General features: G+C 61.1%; 18 protein-coding genes. 1 reads left to right on the top strand and 17 read right to left on the bottom strand.

All coding sequences use genetic code 11. The annotated features are described in order from the left end of the window. Positions 1-74 precede the first annotated feature (74 nt). Entirely contained in the window at positions 75-887 is an 813-nt protein-coding gene (locus ACWIKB_RS28715) for a class I SAM-dependent methyltransferase (RefSeq protein WP_475270899.1), read from the top strand. Positions 888-901: 14 nt separating this feature from the next. Here ACWIKB_RS28715 and ACWIKB_RS28710 read toward each other — a convergent pair whose 3' ends face one another. The 17 genes from ACWIKB_RS28710 to ACWIKB_RS28630 form a co-directional block, all read right to left on the bottom strand. Further along, positions 902-1,210 carry an addiction module antidote protein gene (locus ACWIKB_RS28710; RefSeq protein ID WP_475270898.1) on the bottom strand — a complete coding sequence of 103 codons (309 nt, stop codon included), beginning with the start codon at positions 1,208-1,210 and terminating at the stop codon, positions 902-904. Positions 1,211-1,212: 2 nt separating this feature from the next. Next, the gene (locus tag ACWIKB_RS28705; RefSeq protein WP_475270897.1) at positions 1,213-1,506 is read right to left on the bottom strand and encodes a type II toxin-antitoxin system RelE/ParE family toxin; all 294 of its coding nucleotides are present in this window, start codon (positions 1,504-1,506) and stop codon (positions 1,213-1,215) included. A gap of 932 nt (positions 1,507-2,438) precedes the next feature. After that, the gene (locus ACWIKB_RS28700; RefSeq protein ID WP_475270896.1) at positions 2,439-3,137 is read right to left on the bottom strand and encodes an N-acetyltransferase; all 699 of its coding nucleotides are present in this window, start codon (positions 3,135-3,137) and stop codon (positions 2,439-2,441) included. 115 nt (positions 3,138-3,252) lie between these two features. Then, complete coding sequence (locus ACWIKB_RS28695; RefSeq protein ID WP_475270895.1) at positions 3,253-4,044, bottom strand: ChbG/HpnK family deacetylase; 792 nt, start codon at positions 4,042-4,044, stop codon at positions 3,253-3,255. Next, positions 4,016-5,224, bottom strand: coding sequence for a GNAT family N-acetyltransferase (locus ACWIKB_RS28690; protein WP_475270893.1), 1,209 nt, complete (start codon positions 5,222-5,224; stop codon positions 4,016-4,018). Before ACWIKB_RS28690 ends, ACWIKB_RS28695 begins: the two co-directional genes overlap by 29 nt. A gap of 4 nt (positions 5,225-5,228) precedes the next feature. Next, a complete protein-coding gene (locus ACWIKB_RS28685; RefSeq protein ID WP_475270892.1) occupies positions 5,229-5,918 on the bottom strand; it encodes an N-acetyltransferase in 690 nt (229 codons plus the stop codon). A 217-nt stretch (positions 5,919-6,135) separates the two neighbouring features. After that, on the bottom strand, positions 6,136-8,058 hold the full coding sequence (locus tag ACWIKB_RS28680) for a hypothetical protein (protein WP_475270891.1): 1,923 nt from the start codon (positions 8,056-8,058) through the stop codon (positions 6,136-6,138). Continuing rightward, entirely contained in the window at positions 8,055-9,359 is a 1,305-nt protein-coding gene (locus tag ACWIKB_RS28675; protein WP_475270890.1) for a lipopolysaccharide biosynthesis protein, read from the bottom strand. The genes ACWIKB_RS28680 and ACWIKB_RS28675 overlap by 4 nt, the downstream gene beginning before the upstream one ends. Beyond that, positions 9,356-10,357: a polysaccharide deacetylase family protein gene (locus tag ACWIKB_RS28670; protein ID WP_475270889.1), complete on the bottom strand. Its 1,002-nt coding sequence runs from the start codon at positions 10,355-10,357 to the stop codon at positions 9,356-9,358. Before ACWIKB_RS28670 ends, ACWIKB_RS28675 begins: the two co-directional genes overlap by 4 nt. Positions 10,358-10,366: 9 nt before the next feature. Further along, entirely contained in the window at positions 10,367-11,503 is a 1,137-nt protein-coding gene (locus ACWIKB_RS28665; RefSeq protein ID WP_475270888.1) for a glycosyltransferase family 2 protein, read from the bottom strand. After that, on the bottom strand, positions 11,496-12,464 hold the full coding sequence (locus ACWIKB_RS28660; RefSeq protein WP_475270887.1) for a glycosyltransferase family 2 protein: 969 nt from the start codon (positions 12,462-12,464) through the stop codon (positions 11,496-11,498). Before ACWIKB_RS28660 ends, ACWIKB_RS28665 begins: the two co-directional genes overlap by 8 nt. Then, positions 12,461-13,828, bottom strand: a complete 1,368-nt coding sequence (locus ACWIKB_RS28655; protein ID WP_475270885.1) for an O-antigen ligase family protein — start codon at positions 13,826-13,828, stop codon at positions 12,461-12,463. Before ACWIKB_RS28655 ends, ACWIKB_RS28660 begins: the two co-directional genes overlap by 4 nt. Next, the gene (locus ACWIKB_RS28650) at positions 13,825-14,919 is read right to left on the bottom strand and encodes a glycosyltransferase family 4 protein (protein WP_475270883.1); all 1,095 of its coding nucleotides are present in this window, start codon (positions 14,917-14,919) and stop codon (positions 13,825-13,827) included. Before ACWIKB_RS28650 ends, ACWIKB_RS28655 begins: the two co-directional genes overlap by 4 nt. Then, positions 14,916-16,508, bottom strand: a complete 1,593-nt coding sequence (locus tag ACWIKB_RS28645; RefSeq protein ID WP_475270881.1) for a GumC family protein — start codon at positions 16,506-16,508, stop codon at positions 14,916-14,918. The genes ACWIKB_RS28650 and ACWIKB_RS28645 overlap by 4 nt, the downstream gene beginning before the upstream one ends. A gap of 17 nt (positions 16,509-16,525) precedes the next feature. Next, positions 16,526-17,554, bottom strand: coding sequence for a polysaccharide biosynthesis/export family protein (locus ACWIKB_RS28640; protein ID WP_475270879.1), 1,029 nt, complete (start codon positions 17,552-17,554; stop codon positions 16,526-16,528). A gap of 22 nt (positions 17,555-17,576) precedes the next feature. Then, positions 17,577-18,224, bottom strand: coding sequence for a CpsD/CapB family tyrosine-protein kinase (locus ACWIKB_RS28635; protein ID WP_475270877.1), 648 nt, complete (start codon positions 18,222-18,224; stop codon positions 17,577-17,579). Next, positions 18,225-18,971: a sugar transferase gene (locus tag ACWIKB_RS28630; RefSeq protein ID WP_475270875.1), complete on the bottom strand. Its 747-nt coding sequence runs from the start codon at positions 18,969-18,971 to the stop codon at positions 18,225-18,227. It lies immediately after the preceding gene. Positions 18,972-18,974 lie beyond the last annotated feature (3 nt).

Genomic DNA, 18,974 nt, shown 5'->3' with positions numbered 1-18,974 from the left:
AAGCCCCGATGTGGTTTCTCCAGACGCTGAACTAGACTCGTGCCGGTCAATAAAAACGAGATCTGGAGTGCGCAATGGACATGCCGACCAAACAACAAGCCGTCGCCAGCAACCGCGAGGCGTGGAATGACTCCGCAAGGCACCACAAAGACAATCCCGAATGGCAGGCCGTGCTCAACGCCGTCAGCCAGGCCGATTTCTGCTGCATCGATGACACGCTGCGCGGCGTGCTGGAACAGGTAGGCGTCGACGGCAAGGACGTGGTGCAACTGGGCTGCAACAACGGCCGTGAAAGCCTCTCGCTGTTTGCCCTGGGCGCGCGGCGGGTGGTAGGGGTCGATCAATCCGCAGCGTTTCTCGAACAGGCCCGGGAACTGACGGGGCGCTCGCCCTTTGATGCTGAGTTTATCGAGGCTGATATTCATCATCTGCCGACGGAGCTGCACAACCGTTTCGACGTGGCGCTGATCACCATTGGCGTCCTGAACTGGATGCCGGACATCGTCGAGTTCTTCCGCCACGTCGCGCAAACCCTCAAGCCTGGCGGGGCGGTGGTGATCTACGAAACCCACCCGTTCCTGGAAATGCTCGACCCCGAAGCCGCTGACCCTTATCGCCTGGACAGCTCGTACTTTCGTAGCGAGCCGTTCGTGCAACACCAGCCGATCGTCTACGAAGGCAAAGTCGAACAACCGGCCGCCGCGTCTTACTGGTTCGTCCACACCCTCGGCGCCATCTTCACCGGCGCCATCGACGCCGGCCTGCAGATCAGCCACTTCAAGGAATACCCGCATTCCAACCGCGAAGAGCTGTATGACCGGTATGAAAAACAGGTGGCGCAGTTGCCGTTGTGTTTTACGTGGGTGGCGGTGAGGCGAGGAATCTAGCGCAGGAGAAATTTTCAGAGATTCGAATGATTGATGGTGTGACCTGGTTGCGCATAGAGATCAATACCGAGGGCGTGAATAACCTTTAGCACCGTATCAAAACGTGGTTTTGCACCCGGCGCGAAGGCCTTGTAGAGGCTTTCGCGCCCCATCCCGGAATCTTTGGCGATTTGTGTCATGCCACGGGCTTTTACCACGTAGCCGATAGCGCGGAGAAACTCTTCGTTGTCGCCCTCTGCCAGTACCTGGGAGAGGTATTCGCTGATGGCCTCATCACTGTCGAGCAGTGCTGCCATGTCGAATGTCGTCAAAGTTTGGCTCATGGTTAAACCTCCTTTGCCATTTTTTTTGCACGCCGGATATCAGAGCTTTGCGAGGATTTGTCGCCGCCGGCCAATAATACGATGACCACGCTGTTTCGCATGGTGAAGTAGATTCGATAGCCTGCACCAACGTCCACGCGCATTTCGGAAACACCATCACCCACTGGCTTGATGTCGCCTAGATTACCCGCAGAGGCACGATCAATGCGACGAGCGATGGCGAACTTTGTCCGTAAGTCGCGAACGGATGTGTGCCATGTCGAGAAAGTATGGGTTTGTTGAATAAGATAGTTCATTGCTGGACTGTATCTATATGGATACGGTCGAGCAGTCAGGCTTTTCTTGGGTTAAGGCTGTTTTCTTCCCACAAGGGTGTGGGAAAACGACACCCTCGTGAGACAAGCCCGCTTTCAGAGTGGTTTTGTGTCGTTCACATAATCAGTGTCCAGCCCCAATCCCCTTGCTCGCGATGGCGGCCTAACAGCCAGTTGCAATGAAGCGAATGTACTCAATCCCACTGTAGGTGCTGCCGAAGGCTGCGATCTTTTGGCTGCATCGAGTCGGTCACAGAATCAAGATCAAAAGATCGCAGCCTTCGGCAGCTCCTACAAGGGATTCGGTCCAGGCACAGATTTTGTGAACAACACAAAACCAATGTAGGAGCAGAGCTTGCTCGCGAAGGCAATCTCGAGGCCGCCTTCGCGGGCAAGCCTCGCTCCTACAAATTGGTGAACAACACAAACCACTGTGGGAGCGAGCCTGCTCGCGAAGGCGGCCTCACAGTAAACGGCAATGAAGCGGATGTACTCAGTCCCCCTGTAGGAGCTGCCGAAGGCTGCGATCTTTTGGCTGCATTGAGTCGATCACCAGCTCAAGATCAAAAGATCGCAGCCTTCGGCAGCTCCTACAAGGGATCCGGTCCAGGCACAGATTTTGTGAACGACACAAAACCAATGTAGGAGCAGAGCTTGCTCGCGATGGCAATCTCGAGGCCGCCTTCGCGGGCAAGCCTCGCTCCTACAAATTTGTGAACAACACAAACCAATGTGGGAGCGAGCCTGCTCGCGAAGGCGGCCTCACAGCAAACGGCAATGAAGCGGATGTACTCAGTCCCCCTGTAGGAGCTGCCGAAGGCTGCGATCTTTTGGCTGCACCGAGTCGATCACAGAATCAAGATCAAAAGATCGCAGCCTTCGGCAGCTACAGGGGGTCTGTACATCCGTTTTTTTCAGGCTTCTGCTGTGGCGCCTGCGACCACTGGCCGACTCGGTTTGCTCAGTGGATCGAGGCGCGAGCCTTGGTAGCGGGTTTCGCGGTACAAGCGCCAGCGACCGCCAAACAGGCCATAGACGTGAGTCACGCGGCCCTGTTCGTGATAACCCGTGCGGATGTGCAGTTTCAGCGCCGGGATGTTGTGGGTTTCGCAGACATCCACCACTTTGTTGCAACCCTGGGCCTGCATCGCTTCCCACAGGTTGACCTGCACGTCCACCGACAGGCTGGTGCCGAAATAGGCGCGGGTCAATTCGCCGCCGAACTCGAAGAACTCACCTGGTTTCACCGGGAACCAGCAGCCGTAATAGTGGCGATCGTGGTAATCCCGGGTGCTGCCCCAGATGAAGGCGACGGCGTGGCCTTCGTCATCGAGGTACATGTGCCCGGTGTGGCCTTCGGCAGCGAGTTCGGCCATGGTCTCGACGCGGTCACCGAAGTGTTTGGCAAAGGCTGTGGCGTTTTGTTCGGTAATGGTTACCAGGCGCAAGCCGGAATAGGGGCGCAGTTTGTGCGGCGGCACCGAGCTGACCAGGTCGCGCTCCATCCATAGCAACTCCCAGTGGAAGAACACGTAGCGTTTCCAAAATGCCTGGAAGAGGTTGACCAGACCTTTTTGCCTGATGCGTTCGCGCAGTTTTTCGATAACGTTCATGACGCTCTCCTTAGCCATAGCCAGGGTGTTGTGGGAGAAGCTTTTGATGGGTATAGATCAAGGTTGCAAGTTCATGTCAAAGCGCCAGCTTTGAATGTGTTGCAATGTGTGTAACTCATTCCAGCGCTGCTGTACCGGCCTGGAAATCCCTGCTGACAACGGCATAAGACACCCGCTCAACACCCGCAAGGCGCCGCTCTAGCACCTGCGTCAACGACTCGCCGGGGTTGAGATAGGCATCGCCAAAATCCGCCCCTAGCTGGTTCGGATGGGCGACTATTTCCAGCAGACCGTCGGTCGGCACAGGGGCGTTTCGCAGGTCCACCGGCGTGCAAACGTAGTCCGCCGTCGCCCCGGCCAGAGTGTGCAGACGCCGATTGAGCAAACCCTTGAACACGCGTTTAGGCAGGCTCAGGTTTTGCCCCAGGTTTCGCGCCAGCCGCACGGCCACCCCTTGACGCGCGGCGAAGCGCGCGACGATTTCGCCGATGGGCCAGATGTTGTGCACGTGCTGGTGGGAATCGATGTGGCTGGGGCGCACGCCGTTGTCAAGGCAGCGTTGCCATTGTGCCTCCAGCTCATCCATCACTGCTTCGCGATCCAGGCGATTGAGCCAGAGGGTGTGGCGGGGCAGGTTGAGGTCGAATCCGCCCTGGCTGTCACAGAACGTCGGGCGCCCGAGAATGCCCTGGCTCAACGGCCGGCCGTAGGTGAGGTTGAAGTGCAGGCCGATCCGTCCTTCAAGCAACGGATGCTGGGCCATCAGGCAGGCCGCTTCGAACGCCGGCATGTTCGCCATGGCCGTGGCGGAGCTGATGACCCCGGCCTGGAAAGCCCCAAGGATCACCGCGTTTTCGCACGGGCTGAGGCCAAAATCGTCAGCGTTGACTATGACTTGGTGAGGCATGTTCGCCCTCCATGGTTTTTTCAGTGGGCGCCGGGCTTTTGCTCTCCGGCGCGGGCGCCGTCACAACAGCCGCTGCGGCCCGTTTCGCCCGCCATTTTTGCAAGGCCGGTTTCAGCCGTTGCCAGCCCCGCAACGCCAACCCCAACACCAGGCCACCGGGCCGCCAGGAATAGAAACTCCAGCGCCAGTGTTCCAGTTGCCCGGTCATGCGCTCGTGGAGTTGATGACTGGAGTTATCCAGGCTGACCCGCGAGGCATCGATCCAGCGCCAGTTGTCGTCCAGGCCCCAGCGAATCCACTCTTCGAGCAGCACTCGGCCGCTGCCCAGATCGGCGTATTGCGGCAGGAACGCCAGGTTGTAATCGTACAGCCGACCCTGTTCCAGTAAGCCGAGGCGATAGCTGATGCAGCGGCCGTCCAGTTCCAGCACCACCACCCGCACCAGGCCGCGAGCGGCGAGGGCGGTGAAGGCGCGGTCCATCCATTGTCGATGGCGTTCGTCGACGAAAATGCCGACGCCTTCATCGCCTTTCCAGCTCACCGCTTCGACTTCGCTGATGGCCTGCAACAGCGGACCCATGGTCGTAGCGTCCGGGGTAATGCGCCGCACCTCGGCACCACACGCGGCGATGCGTTTGCGCGCGCGGCGCAGTTTGTAGCGCGGATCGCCCGAGACTTCCTGGCGGTCCGCTTCGCTGATCAGGTGCACCGGCGCCTTGCAACTGAGGCGCCGTTCACCGGTGGAACTGTGAGCCATCCACACCGTCAGGGCACTTTCTTCGCCCGTGGGTTCGGACAGCTCGTTGAGTTGCAGCAACGCGTGGGGCACGCGACGGCGGATCACGATCAGCGCCTTGCGGATGCTCTCGGCATCAAGGCAGGCGAGCAGCGCCAGGCGATCGGTCAGCGGATAGCCGAGGTGATGCAACACCCGGAATGGCAACCCGCCAAAACGTTCACGCGACGCCACCAATGGCAAGCACATCGCCAGTTCGTCTCCCAGCCAGCCGAGCAGCACGTGCAAGCGCTCGCCGTCCTTGAGCGCTTGTTCCGCGGCACCCAGCCAGGCCAGGGTGTTGAACGGTGTGTGGTCCGTCACTCGCAGGCGCAGTGCTTCATAAGCCACTGCCGGAAAGTCCGGGGCACACAGCGAAGTGCGCCATTCGAATCGCGTCGCCATCAGGTCAGGTCGCCTCTGCTGCAACAGGGGCCGGCGTCGGTTTGCGCAAGGCATCCAGACGTGAGCCGCTGTAACGGGTTTCGCGGTAGAAGCGCCAGCGGCCAAACAGCTCGTAGACGTTCATGATCCGCCCTTGCTCCTTGTAACCCATGCGAATGTGCAGCTTGAGCGCCGGGATATTGTGGAACTCACAGACATCCACCACTTTGTTGCAGCCCTGATCGGCCATGGCTTTCCACAGGTTCAGTTGGAAATCCACCGACAGCGTGGTGCCCCAGTAGGCGCGGATCTGTTCACCGCCGAATTCGAAGAACTCGCCGGGTTTGACCGGGAACCAGCAGCCGTAATAGTGCCGGTCGTGGTAATTGCCGTTGCTGCCCCAGATGAAGGCCACGGCGTCGCCGTCTTCATTGAGGTACATGTGCCCGGTATGCCCTTCGTTCGCCAGTTCGGCCATGGTGCCCACGCGATCGCCGAAGTGTTTGCCAAAGGCCACCGCGTTCTGCGCGGTGATGGTTTCCAGGCGCAGCGGGTTGTAGGGCCGCAATTTATGCGGTGCTATCGGGGTGAACAGATCGCGCTCCATCCAGATCAGTTCCTGGTGGGCAAACACGTAGTGCTTCCATGCCTTGTTGAAGGTGGCCCGCAGGCCTTTTTGTTTAATGTGTTCGCTGAGTTTCTGAAAAATACTCATGTTCTTGACTCCTGAGCTTCAGCTGGGAGAACACATTCTGTGGCGAGGGGGCTTGCCCCCGTTCGGCTGCGCAGCAGTCGTAAACCGGTTCATTCGATGTACCTGATACATCGCGGTTGCAGGTTTTGGGGCTGCTTCGCAACCCAACGGGGGCAAGCCCCCTCGCCACAAATTCGGTGTTCGCTGTAGCTATCTCTTAACGGGTCGAAATAAGGGTTCATGACGCGATCCAGCTCAGGGCGAACAGGGTTTCCCCTGGCAAATCGAAGCTGACGCGACCGTCCTGGCAGCGAAAGGGCGCGTCGCGGCTGCGGTTGTCGGCGCCGAAGTAGCGCAATGAGCCTTTGGCCAACGGGCAGTTCGCCCCGGCCAGGTCGATACGTTGCAAGCGCGTGCCTTTGTTGACGCCCAGCAGGCCCCGTTGCAGGTCAGTGGACATGGCCAGCACGTCGACCTCGAAGGCGTCGTTCTCCAGAAGCATCACGTTGTGCAGCCAATGCTGCTGGATGAACTGCTGGGCCATGCCCACGGGCTTGAGCTCGAAATGATCGTCGTCCAGGACCTTGAACATACCCTTGGGGTAGTTCGGTTTTTCGTCGTCGGCCTGGAACCAGTTGAGCATCTCCAGCAAGCCGTCCTGGGCCGAGTTGATCGCCACCGAGGCCCACCACAGCGAGGCGAAATGGGTTTCCTGATCGTAGGGGCTCAGGCTTGAGCCGCTGGACATGTTGGTCTGGTCCAGCAGCAATGCCTTGCGCGGCCGGCCGTTGGCGTCCAGCCCGACGAGGTCGGCGGCGCGCCGCACGCTGTCGCGGTAGACCCGGGTAGCCAGCAGGTCGCGGATCATCCATTCGTGCCACGCCAAGGCGTCGATCTGATCACCGGATTCCGCCAGCAGGCGCCGTGCCCAGTCGATACCGCGCTTGTTCGCCGCGTTGTCGTCGAACGGGCCGTTGACCAGCCGCGAGCTGGCGGGCATGGCGATGCGCACGCCGGCGCGGGCGTTGGCCGGGTTGCTGCGTACTTGCCGGGCCATGCTGTTGAAGAGGCTTTGGTAGTTGGCGTAATCGGGGTAGTTGAGATTCGGCTCGTCCGCGAAACCGATGTAGTGAGTACCTTTGCCGCCGAGGGCGCGGGTGCTGGCGAGCCAGGCCTCGAGGCCGCTGTTGCTCATGGTGTCGGCGCGCAGATCATGCTGGCGTTGGCTGCCGGCCAGCAACGTGATGTCCTGGGTGATGCCGAAACGGTCCTGGTACAACTGACGGAATGCGTCTTCGTAGTGCGGCCTTTTCGCCGTGATATCGACAAAACTGTAGTAACTGGCCGCCCGCGCCCCGAGCGCATCGAGCACCGCAAAACTGGAGGGCGGCGGCATCACGTAGGGCAGGGCGACGCCCAGGTTCGGGGTCGGGCCGAGCACGTCGTTGTGCAGCGTCAGGCGGGTCTGGCCATCGTCCTCGCGCAGCGGCTTGAGTTGCTGCGGCGTCTGCGCGAACAGGTTGGCGGTACCGTCGAGCCAGAACGCTACCTTGCCGCTGCCGCGCAGGCGCAGGCGCCAGACTTGTTCACTGTCGCTCACCGGCAGTGCGACTTGATCGAATTGCCAATAGGCGCGATAGGGTTTGAGCGCCAGTACCCGTTGTTGGTTGTCGCCCACACGCGTGGCTTGAAGGGCACCGACGCCACCGTGAAACTTGCCGGCCAGCACCGCGTGTTCGCCCGGCGCCACTTTGAAAAGCAACTCATCGCCGTCCCGGGCTTCAGCGCTGAAATGCACCTTGGCCGGGGCGAACAGGGCCACGGTGTGTTCGTCGTGCTCCACCGTGTAGCGGCGGAAGCTGTAGCCCGGAATCTCCAGACGATAACTCGCGGCGCCCGGCGCCAACGGCCAGCTCTGGGTGCCCCGGGGTTCACTGGCGGCGATCAGGCGTTCGCCCGACAGTTTGCCTTGGCCATCGACCAGGTAAATGTGTTCTTCGTTGGCATCTGCCTGCCACGCCGGGGCCCAGCGCACGGTCACGGTGTCAGGGCGATCCGTTTGCAGGTACAGGCTGCCGTCGCGAATGTCGGCCCAACGCATCGACGCCGCCTGAGCTTCGAGCACGAGGCCCAATCCCAACAGCAGCGCCAGGCGTTTCATGCCGACTTCCTCTGCAACATCAGCAGCATCGGTGCGACGTCGCTGGGCAGGATGATCAGGGTCTGCCAGACCGGCACGCCGCTCAACCGGCAATACAACACCAGCAGTGCGATGGTCACCGCCAGGTAGGCAATAGACGAGGCCGCCGCGGCGCCGACGATGCCGTAAGTCGGGATCAACAACACATTCAGCGCCAGATTGAGTACGGCACTCATGCCCATCATCAGTGAGATCGTGCCGGGGCGATTCTTGCCCAGCAGGTCCAGGCGCAGGATGCTCGCGTAGCACAGGCCGAACAGCCCCGGCAGCAAGGCGAGTAGGGCGGGGTAGGCTGGTTGATAGGCGGCGCCGAACAGCGTGACGATCAGCCATTCGCCGATCACCGCCATGGTCAGGCAGGCGCCGAGCATCACTGTGGCGGTCAGGCGCAGGGCCAGCGGCGTGACTTTGTCGATGCCCTCTTCCTGTTGCAGCAGGCGTTTCATCAGCGGCGTGGTCACCGCTTCCGGGACGATCAGCAGCAACTCGGCGGCGGCGCTGGCCATGGCGTAATGACCGAGCGCGGTGCTGCCGAGCAGGGCGCCGATAAACAGATAATCGGAACGCAGGATTACTTGCTGGAACAACAGATCGGGATGGCTGCGGGCGCTGTAGCGCAGCAGTTCATTTTGACTGGCGCGGTCCCACTGCAGGATCAGCGGTTGATTGCGCTTGAGCCAGACCCAACCGGCCAGCACGACAAGGCTGATACCCGCCAACCAACTGATCAGCGCCGCTTCGAGGGCGGCGGTTTTCCACATCCAGAACAGCGCCAAAAACAACAGCAGCGGCGCCAGGGATTCCACCAACCGCAAGGCATTGAAAGCGACGATGCCGCCGGATGCGTTGTGCAAGGTCAACAAACCACTTTTGAGCACCGTCAGCGGCACCGCCAGCAGCAACAGCCAGGCGAGCAAACCCAGTTGCGTGGTGATGTCCAGTTCGCTACCGAATTCCCGGGTCAACGCCACCACCACCAACGTCAGCAGCAGCGCCAGCAGACAGCCGAATACCAGCACCTGGCTCAGCAGCAAACCCATCGGCCGCTGCTTGGCCGCTTGATAACCCACCGCCGAATTCAAGCCACCGCTGGTGGCGGCGCTGATCAGGTCGGGCAGGGTGCTGAGCAGCGCAAACAAACCGCGTTCGCTCGGCCCGAGAATCCGCGCCAGCAACACGTTGCGCAGCAAACGCAGGCCGATCATCGCCAGTTTGGTGCCCATGCTCAGGGCCAGGTGCTTGAGGTAACGGCTGCGGCTCATGGCCGTGCTCCGCGGAAGATGCGCCACGACAGTAACTCCGGATTACGCGCCGTGCGCTGGCTGACGCCGAAGCGCGGCAAGGCCAAAGGCTCGCCACCGCCGCGATAAATCCCGGTGCCGGTGCCCAGGGCGAACGGGAATTCATGGGCGGCCACTTGTTGGCGAACGCGCGCATCGTGGTCGCCGTTGGGGTAGCAGTAGACCGGCAGCGGTCGGTTGCAGCCATTCAACAGCGCATCGCGGCTGCGGCTCAATTCTTCGTGCAAGCGTTGATCGTCGAGGCCGGTGAGGATTGCGTGACTGGCGCCGTGAGGGCCGAAGCGCACCAGCCCGCAGGCTTCCAGCGAGCGCACTTGCTGCCAGTCCAGGGCCTGGGGCAACGACTCTTCGGGGCATTCGTCGGTCAACCGGTGCAAGTCGTCCGGTGCCAGGGTTTTCAGGCTTTGCAGGTAGTGCAGCAAGGTCAGGCTGCGGCGCTGCACGTCCAGGTCATCCATCAGCACCGGCAAGGGACGGCCGACTTGCTGCAGGCATTCGATCAGGTGCATCCGGGCTTTTTCACCGTGGCTGCCCCACAGGGTTTCGCCGAGGCTTTCCCACCAGAAGCGCTGACGGCTGCCGATGAAATCGGTGGAGAGAAATATGCTTGCCGGCACCTGATATTGCCTGAGCAACGGGAAGGCATTCACCGCGTTGTCGCGCCAGCCGTCATCGAAGGTGAGGGTAACTTTCGGCCGTTCCGAGCGCTGGGTGCCGGGGTGCAGGATGTCCATCAACGGCACGCAGTCGAAGTGTTTTTTCAGCCAGACCAGCAAGTGCTCGAACGCCTTGGGCCCGACGCACAGTTCATTGCGATGGGGCAGGTCGGCGGCGCGGTCGTTGGCCAGCACCCGGTGCAGCATCAGAATCACCCCGGCGCCGTGCAATTGACGGCGGCCCAGAGGGGAGTTCAGGTACAACCAGCCGCTGGCACGTTTGATACTGGTCTTGATCGGCATGTCAGGCACTCATCGAGTCTGGTCGGGGTTCCATTGGTTGTAGCTGTGCCCGCGCAAGAACTGCCACAGGCCGACGCTCATGCCGGCCAGGGTCACCAGCACGAACGCGGCGAGGCGAAACGGCTTGGGCAAGCGGTGATGCACGTCCAGCAGGCCGGCCACGGCGAAGGCATAGCCGAGCAACTGGGCGGCCAGGGTCAGGCGGTAGAAACCATGCTCATCGAGCAGCCAGAGGTTGGCCACTAGCAAGGGCAGCAACAGTACCGGCGCCAGCCGGCGGATCAGTTTGTGGCTGATCAACGCGATGGCGTACAGGCCATGGCGCAGCGGGTTGAGCAGCTCACGCCGGGCCGCCAGGCTGATCAAGCCACCGACGGTGACGCGCTGTCGGCGGCTGAACTGTCGATCGGCCTCGTCCACGCCTTGATCGAGCACCTTGGCGTCGTCGACATAGACGACGCGCTTGCCCGCGACCGGCGCGCAGGTGTTGATAAAGAAATCGTCGTTGACCAGGGCTGGAATCGGTTGGTACAGCTCGCGGCGTAACGCCTGCAGGGCTCCGTCGGCCGAGACCGTGCAGCCGGTGCGGCTTTCCACCCGGCGCAGCCAGGCTTCATAGTGGCGGTACAGACTTTCGCCCACGCTCAGGCCCTTGCCGGGGACGGGGATGTTCATGTTGCCGACGGTGCCACCGACCTGCGGGTCGGCAAACGGCGCCAGCAGCCGCTGCAAGGTTGCGTCGATCCAGTGAACATCGGCATCGGTAAACACCAGGATATCGCCTGTGCAGTGGCTGACAGCGGCGTTGAGCACACTGTTCTTGCCTTGGCGTGGCAGGTCGTACACTTCGATGCGTGGGTCGTCGAAGCTGCGCGCCAGGGCCACGGTCTGATCGGTTGAGCCGTCGCTGGCGACGATGATCTGCAAGCTGGCGGCGTGATAGTCCTGAGCCAGCAAATTGCGCAGTTTATTCTCGATATTGCGTTGCTCGTTATGCGCGGCAACCACCACGCTGACCCGTTGCGCAGGCAAGGGAGCGGGCCTGTGTCGAGGAAAAAACGGTCCAGCGATCGCCAGCAGCAGCGGGTAACCCAGGTAGGCGTACACCGGCAACAACAGGCACAACCAGAAAATGAATTCAGCCACGGGCGGGCCTCCTGGCATTCCTATGAAACAGGCTGAGAATAAGCGCGGCGCCGGCCAGGTGCAGGCGCACCCAATGCAGGCCCCAGAGTTGCATCGTGAGGCGGACATCACGGTGTTTCAGGCTTTGACGCAGACTCAGGACCAGCCCCGGTAACAAGGTGATCATCACCATCACTGCCGCATGGTGCGGGAAACCATTCAACAGTGCGGAGATCGCCAGGAAATCCAGCAACCAGACGACCAGTGACAGCAACGGAAACCGTAGCAGTCGCAGGCTGTATCCGTGGGTGCGGAGCAATTGCAGATGACTGCCCTGGCGCCACATTTCCTTGCCCATCCACTCGCGCCAGCTGCTCTCATAACCCCAATGCAGGGCGACGCTTTCATTGACTGCCAGCACGCGCGCGCCGGCTTCGTGCAGGCGCATGGTGAAATCCTTGTCCTCGCCGGTGCGCAGGGTTTCTTCAAAGCCACCGACCTGGTCGAACCAGGACCGGCGCATAAGCAAGTTGGAGGTGGGCAGCCATTGCACCGGGTTCAGGGTGGGGCTGGTCGGGCGCAGTGTGCGGCGTTGCCAGGCATCGGCATACCACGGCGCTTGGGCTGGCGTGTGCAGGTCCAGGCCGAACACTTCACCCTGGCCTTCGGCCTCGTGTTTGAGCAGCAGAGTCAGCCAGTGTTCGGGCATCTCGATGTCGGCATCGATGAAGGCCAGCCATTCACCGGTGGCGATGGCTGTACCGCGATTGCGCAGTGCACCGATCAGCAAACCGGGCAGCACCAATACCTGTGCACCGAACTGCCGGGCAATCTGCGGGCCCCGATCACTGGAGCCGTTATCGACCACAATCAGCTCGCACTCCAGGTCCACGGCATCGGCGGCCTTTTGTGCGGCGAGCAAAGTCCGGCCGATGTGCCGGGCTTCATTGAACATCGGGATAACAATGCTGATCCGTTTCATGCCCTGGCCTCCAGCAATGGGGCTTCTTCCGCTTTCAGGCGCAGCACGCTGGTGAGGGCCAGCATGATCCACACGTACTTCTGGTTCGGTGCGCTGAGGAACATCAAAAACAGCGTCAGCGATAGAAAACTGATGCTCAGGTGCGTCAGCAAATCAGCCTGCTCGCGGTTGTTTCGCTGCAGCCAGGCGCGGCGGGCGCGAATCAGGTTGTACAGGCCGAGGGCGAGCATGCCGACGAACAACAGGCCGGCGGGAATCCCCAGTTCGCTGAAGATTTCCAGGTAGGTGTTGTGGGCGCGGCGGTAGAGGTCACCGACCTTGCGGTTGGCCGAAAATACCTTGGCATAACCGGTGGTGGCGTAGTGCATCGGGAAGGTCCCGGGACCGGTTCCCAGTAATGGGTTCTCGCGGATCATCTGGCTGCCGACCACGATGTACGAAGCGCGGCGACCTAGGGATTCGTCCTGGCTCTTGGCGCCAGCGCTCAAGATACTCAAGGTCTGGATGCGCGCGACGTAACCGGGCGGCATCGCGTAAATGGCCAGCGGAATCACGATCACCATGCCGAGCATGGCAAACCCCAAATGCCGCGGACGGATGCGTTTGAGCTCCACGCGGTAGTGCCAGGCGCCAATCGCCATACTGAGAAACAGCACCACCAGCCCTGAACGGGATTCGGTCTTTGTCATGCCGCCCAGCAGCAAAACGAAGCAACCACCCCAAAACAATCGGTGCAGCAGGTTCGGACTGCGGATCACCAGCAGCAAACCGAGCGGCACGGCGAAGGCGATCAGCATGGCAAAGGCGTTCGGGTCTTCCAGCAGGCCGGTGGCGCGGCCCTGGTCCTGATACTTGCTGGAGAACATCGCCAATACGCAGGTCATCGCGACACTGAGCGTCACCAGTTTGGCGAACAGGTCCAGGTTCAAGTCGCGGCCGATCAGCAGCGCGATCACAAACAGAATCAGGCCGACGCTCAGTTCCCGCAGATGCCCCAATGACATGCCCATGTCATCGGTGTTGAGCAGGCTCAGCAGGTACAACAGCATGAACCAGACCAGGTAGCGCCAAATGTTACTGCGCAGCCGTTCGGACGGAAGCTGATGAATGGCCAGTTGCAGCAACAGGATCAGCACCAGTGACAGGCCGAGAAACTTGGAGCCGGAAAACGCGCTGTCCTTGAAGAGACCTTCAAATGGCAACAGCGCGACAATGCCGAGCAGGCCCCACGTGGGTTTGCGATACAGCACCGCGATGCCCACCAGGCCGATGACCGCCCCCGGTGCCAGAAACGGATAAGGGCTGGCCAGCAAACCGAGGCAGACCAGGCCGAGCAGACTGATGATCGAGAGCGGAAAGATCACGCGCGTGCCTCCCGTGCAGTACGGATATAAAGCTGCGACCAGCGTTCGGCCAGGGCCTTGAGGTCGTAGCGATCCAGTTGCGTACGTTTTGCGTTGTCACTCAGTTCACGGGCCAGGGCCGGTTCGCTCAGCAAGGTGCTGATCTGTTGGGCGAGGGCGACGCTGTCGGTCGGTGCGGCGAGCAAGCCGTTGTGTCGCTCTTCCAGCACATCGGGAATCCCGCCGACACCGAACGCCACCACCGGCACACCGGCCTGCATCGCTTCGAGCAAAATCATTGGCGTGCCTTCGGTACGCGAGCTGATCACCAGCGCATCAAGTCGGCGCCACCACGGGCCCATGGCGGTCTGGTAACCGGGCAGGGTGATGCGTTCCTGCAACCCGGCGGCGTTGATTCGTGCCAGTAACGTGTCCTGTTCCGGACCGTCGCCGAGCATCACGGCGTCCAGTTGCGGGTACTGCCGGCACAGCGGAATCAGTGCATCGAGAAACAGGTCCGGGCCTTTTTCACTGCTTAGCCGCCCGACGTAACCGGCCAGCCAACGCTGGCGATCGACGCGGTGCGGCAGCAGGCCTTTGGCCGCCGGCAATCCATTGGGGATCACTTGCAATTTTTCCGACCGGACACTGGCCTGGCGACACAACGTGGCGATGCTTTCCGCGACGCAGACCACGCGATTTACCGACGCGGTGCGGCACAGTTGCAGGCTCAGCCAGGTGTAGAACTTTTGCTTGCGGCTGCGCGGCGTGAAACCGTGCTGGGTAATCACCAGTGGCAAGCGCAACAGCGTCGCGCCGACCCAGCCAAACACCAGGCCTTTGAAGTTATGCGCATTGATCAGCGGCTGTTCCGTGCGCCGCTGACGCAAATGCCCCAACAACGCCCCCAGACCCGCGCACCCCTGGCAATCCACCCCGGCCTCGCGAAACCGTTCGATCAGGACGGGCGGCGCATTGAGAAACAGCACCTGGTGCTGCCCCGGCGTCGCCAGGCAATGGTCCAGCAGCATCCGCTCAGCCCCATAGAAGCCGCCGCTGCTGAGCAAATGAATGATCGGCAGGTCGCTGGAAGGGGTGAGCGGCGCGTTCAATTGCGCACCCAATGCACAAAGCTTGGCACGGTCCAGTTCCGGTGCGGATTGGTCGGCACTATGTTCTGTTCGTTGATCACCAGCAGCACCGGCAGGCCCAGTTCGTGGGTGATTTGCGCAGGGTGCTTGAAGCGATGATCGAAGAACTCACGCACGTAGACCAGGGCAATCGCCAGCAGCAAACCGGTGAACAAACCGAACGGAATGATCAGGAACGGCTTGGGAAACGCCGGGGCGGTCGGTTCAAACGGCGGGCTGAGCACCCGGGCGTTCGACAGGTCGTTGTCCAGCGAGCGGGACGAACTGCTTTCGGCAAAGCGTTGGGCGTAGGTACCGAACGCCGCGTGCAGGGCGTTGATCTCGGTGTCCATCTGCCGCAGCTTGCTCTGGGTTTCCTGCAACTGGTGGATGCGGTTCTTGAAGTCGGCGATGCGCGCGGTTTTCTGGGCGATCACCGAGCTGACAATCGCCAGGTCGCTGGTACGTTCCTGAATCCGGTTGCTCACCACTTTCAAGAACTGCTGACGGGTGCGGGAGATTTGCTCGCGGGTCAGCAGCATCGGCTCACTGCCTGGCTGGAACACGGCCAGGTCGTTCATGTAGCGGCTGACTTGGGTGGTCAGTGCCTCGCCCATCTGCTTGATCTCGCGATCTTCAAAGGCGACGTTGTCCACGGTGGTGGTGAAGGTGTAGGGGAAGGTGTAGTCGTTGAGTTTGGAATTATTGGCGGCAGCCAGGCTGGCCTTCAGGTAGTCGAGCCAGCGTTGGCTTTGCAGCAGGCGATCCTGGTACAGGTTGAGCGCTTGCTCTTCGGTGTTGATGGCGTTGAGGCGGAAGGTGATTTCCTCCTTGGGATCGGACGAACCGATGGCTTCCAGCAACGCCAGCCGATTGCTTTCCAGGCCATCGAGACGCACCTCGTATTGCTGCTTCTTGGTTTCGTAGAAGCTTTGCGGCAGTTCGATGGATTGCAGTTCCTGACGGCTGACCAGGTAGTTTTGCAGCAATGCCGCGACAAACTTGGTGCCCTGCGCCGGATCGCCAAAGCTGTAGACAATGGAGATCACGTTGGAGCCGGGCAGGGTCTCGATCTTGAGTTTGTCGATAGCCTCCTCGGTCAGCCCGTCCAGCACGGTGTCGCGCACCGGATCAATCTCCATCCCGAGGGCGGATTTCACCGGGTTGATCACGTATTCGCGCAGCGGCGCGGTGACAAAGCGTTTCAGCGGCTCGGACACCAGTTTGCTAAGCATGCCGGGTTTGGGGGTGTACTCGCCTTTATCCCGCAGCTCGCTGATGGTCTGGCGAATCAGCGCCGGTGAACGCAGGATATTGCTCTCGGTTTCCATGTCCGCCAGTGACGGCGGGATGAAACTGGCGTTTTCCTGAGTCAGGGACGTTGTCGCGTCGCCCTGGGAGAGTTTTTTCGATTGGACGATCACTTGCGCGGTGATATCGAAGCTCTGTTTGAGCACCAGCGGCAAGAGCAAGGCGATGACTGCAAAGACCAGGAACACGCGCTTCACCAGTTGCTTGTTGGCGAAGAAGATCCTGAAGAACTCGTGCAGGTAGTTTTCCTTTGGATTCATGTCAGGTCACCTGAGAGTCAGTTGTTGTTATTGCTGTCTTTGTTGTCGACGCGGTAGCCGAAGCTGAAGCCCACGCCCTGGAACAGCACCACATCTGCCAGTTGCCGCGCGAGCTCACCGGCGCTGGCCAGTTTGGTCTTGGGCACGTAGAGCATGTCGTCCGGTTGCAGGTAGGCGATCTGCGACGCATCGCCGGCCAGGGCTTTTTCCACGTCGTAGCGCTGGGCCTGAACCTGGTTGCCGTTGCGGCGCATGATCACCACCGAATCGAGCCGCGCCTTGACGTTGGTGCCACGGGCGAGGGTCAGTGCTTCCAGTACCGAGACCGGCCGGCGAATCGGGTAGGAGCCCGGTTGGCCGACTTCACCCAGCACATAGATTTCGTTGCCCGCCGTGGACTTCAGCAACACGTCGACGGTCATCCGCCCCGGTAACTGCGCGTAGCGTTTGTTGAGGAAGGTTTCCAGTTGGTTGACGGTCATGCCTTGCAGCGGCACCGCGCCGATTTCCGGGAAACTCGCATAGCCGTCGGTGCCCACGGTGATCTCCCGGCTCATGCCGGTGGCCGGGTGGTTCAGCGCGCTTTTGAGGTTTGATTCATCGCTCAGCGGGCTGATGATTTGCACCGTCAGCTGATTGCGATTGGGCTGGAACAGCTGTTTGCGCTGATAGACACGCTGGATTTCGGTGCGCGCTTCCTCTGAGGTCAGCCCGGCGATTTTCACCGACGTATTGGCCCCTGGCAGTTCGATGGTGCCGTCGGGCAGCACCAGTTGATTGCCGTTGAGCTGGCTGGCCGCAGTGAAATTCAGGCCGATCTGGTCACCGGACTGCACGCGGTAGGCGCCCGAGCCGCTGGTGCTGATGTGGAAGATCACGTCCAGCACATCCTGGGGCCGCAAGGTCTGTTCGACCCTGGGCATGTCGGTGGCCTGGGCGTTGGCCGGCGAGGCCGTAAGGATCTGCACCGGCATGCTCTGGGTTTCGGTATTGCTGGAGCAACCTGCAAGCGGCAGCAACAGCAGGACAAGCATTTTGGCGTTCATGGCGTCATCCTTTTCTGATTGCTTACAGGTTTTTGTAGAGCCACTTAGGCATGTAGTACTTGCGTCGGTTGAACACGCTGCCGACCAGTTTTGCCCCGGCCTGGGTCAGGCGCTGGACCGAGGCCTGGGCCACTTCCCAACGAGTGTCCTCGGAGCGCACAACCATGATCACGCCGTCGACCTGGGTGCTGATGACCAGGGTGTCTGCGGCCGAATACACCGCGTCGCCGTCAATCACCACAAAGCGATAACGACTGCCCAGTTGGTCGAGCAACGGGCTCAGGCGTTCGGCGGTCAGGTGCTCGTTGCCGCGCACGTGCCGACCGTTGGGCAACACGTGGAAAGGCAGGCTGGAGACCTGCACCACGCAATCCTGCAGCAGCGGCGGGGTATTGGCGCTGAACAGCAGGTCGCGAAAACCGCGTTCCTTCTGCAAGCCGAGCTGGGCCGTGAGGTTGGTCGCCGACTGGCTGGCGTCGACCAGCAGCACCAGGCCGCTGCTCATCTGTGCCAGTTGGCTGGCCAGCACCAGAGCGCTGGTGGTGGTGCCCGCGCCGGGGTTGGCGGCGGTCAGGAATAGGATCCGCAGATCTTGATCGAGCACGGTCGAAGTCAGATTGGACTCGCTCGGGTTGGCGATGCTTAGGCTTTTGGTGGATGAACCGTCCATTTAACTCGCTCCGTGGCCGCTGAATACTTTGAAGGGGGTTTTCAACAGGATCTTCAGATCAAGCAACAGGCTCTGCTCGGCGATATAGCTGAGGTCCAACTCAACGCGCTGGTCGAAGTCGATATTGCTGCGCCCGGAGATCTGCCAAAGGCCGGTCATGCCGGGGTAGATGCTCAGGCGTGCAAGGTGGTTATCCTTGTAGCGGTAGGCGCTGAACGAGGTCGGCCGTGGGCCCACCAGGCGCATGTCGCCAGTAAACACATTGATCAGGTTGGGCAGCTCGTCGAGGCTGCTGCGCCGCAGGAATCCACCGATGCGGGTGATGCGCGGGTCCTTGTCGATCTTGAAATCGATAGCATCGGCACCGTGCTTGTTCAGGTGGCGCAGGGACTCTTTGAGCTCCTCCGCGTTGGCCACCATGGTGCGAAACTTGTACATGCCGAACGAGCGGCCGCGATAGCCGGTGCGTTTTTGCACGAACATGATCGGGCCCGGGCTGCTGAATTTGATCGCCAGGGCGAGGCCCAGTAACAGCGGCGAGATCAACAGCAGAATCATCAGGGCTCCGAAGCACGCCACGACCCGATTGGTACGCGACAACGTCCAGGGCCGACCACCGTCGCGACCGGTCATCCAGCCGCGACCCTGCATGTGGATCGCGGTGTCGAGGCGCATTCGGTGCTCTGGGTCCAGGCGTTTGTCACGACGCAGATTCTGGAGTGGCACACCTTTTTCATGTCCAGTCATAGA

It is taken from the genome of Pseudomonas sp. 5Vm1k, from assembly GCF_056161485.1.
Note: the sequence above shows the minus strand (reverse complement) of the source record. Positions and strands in the feature narration are given on the sequence as shown.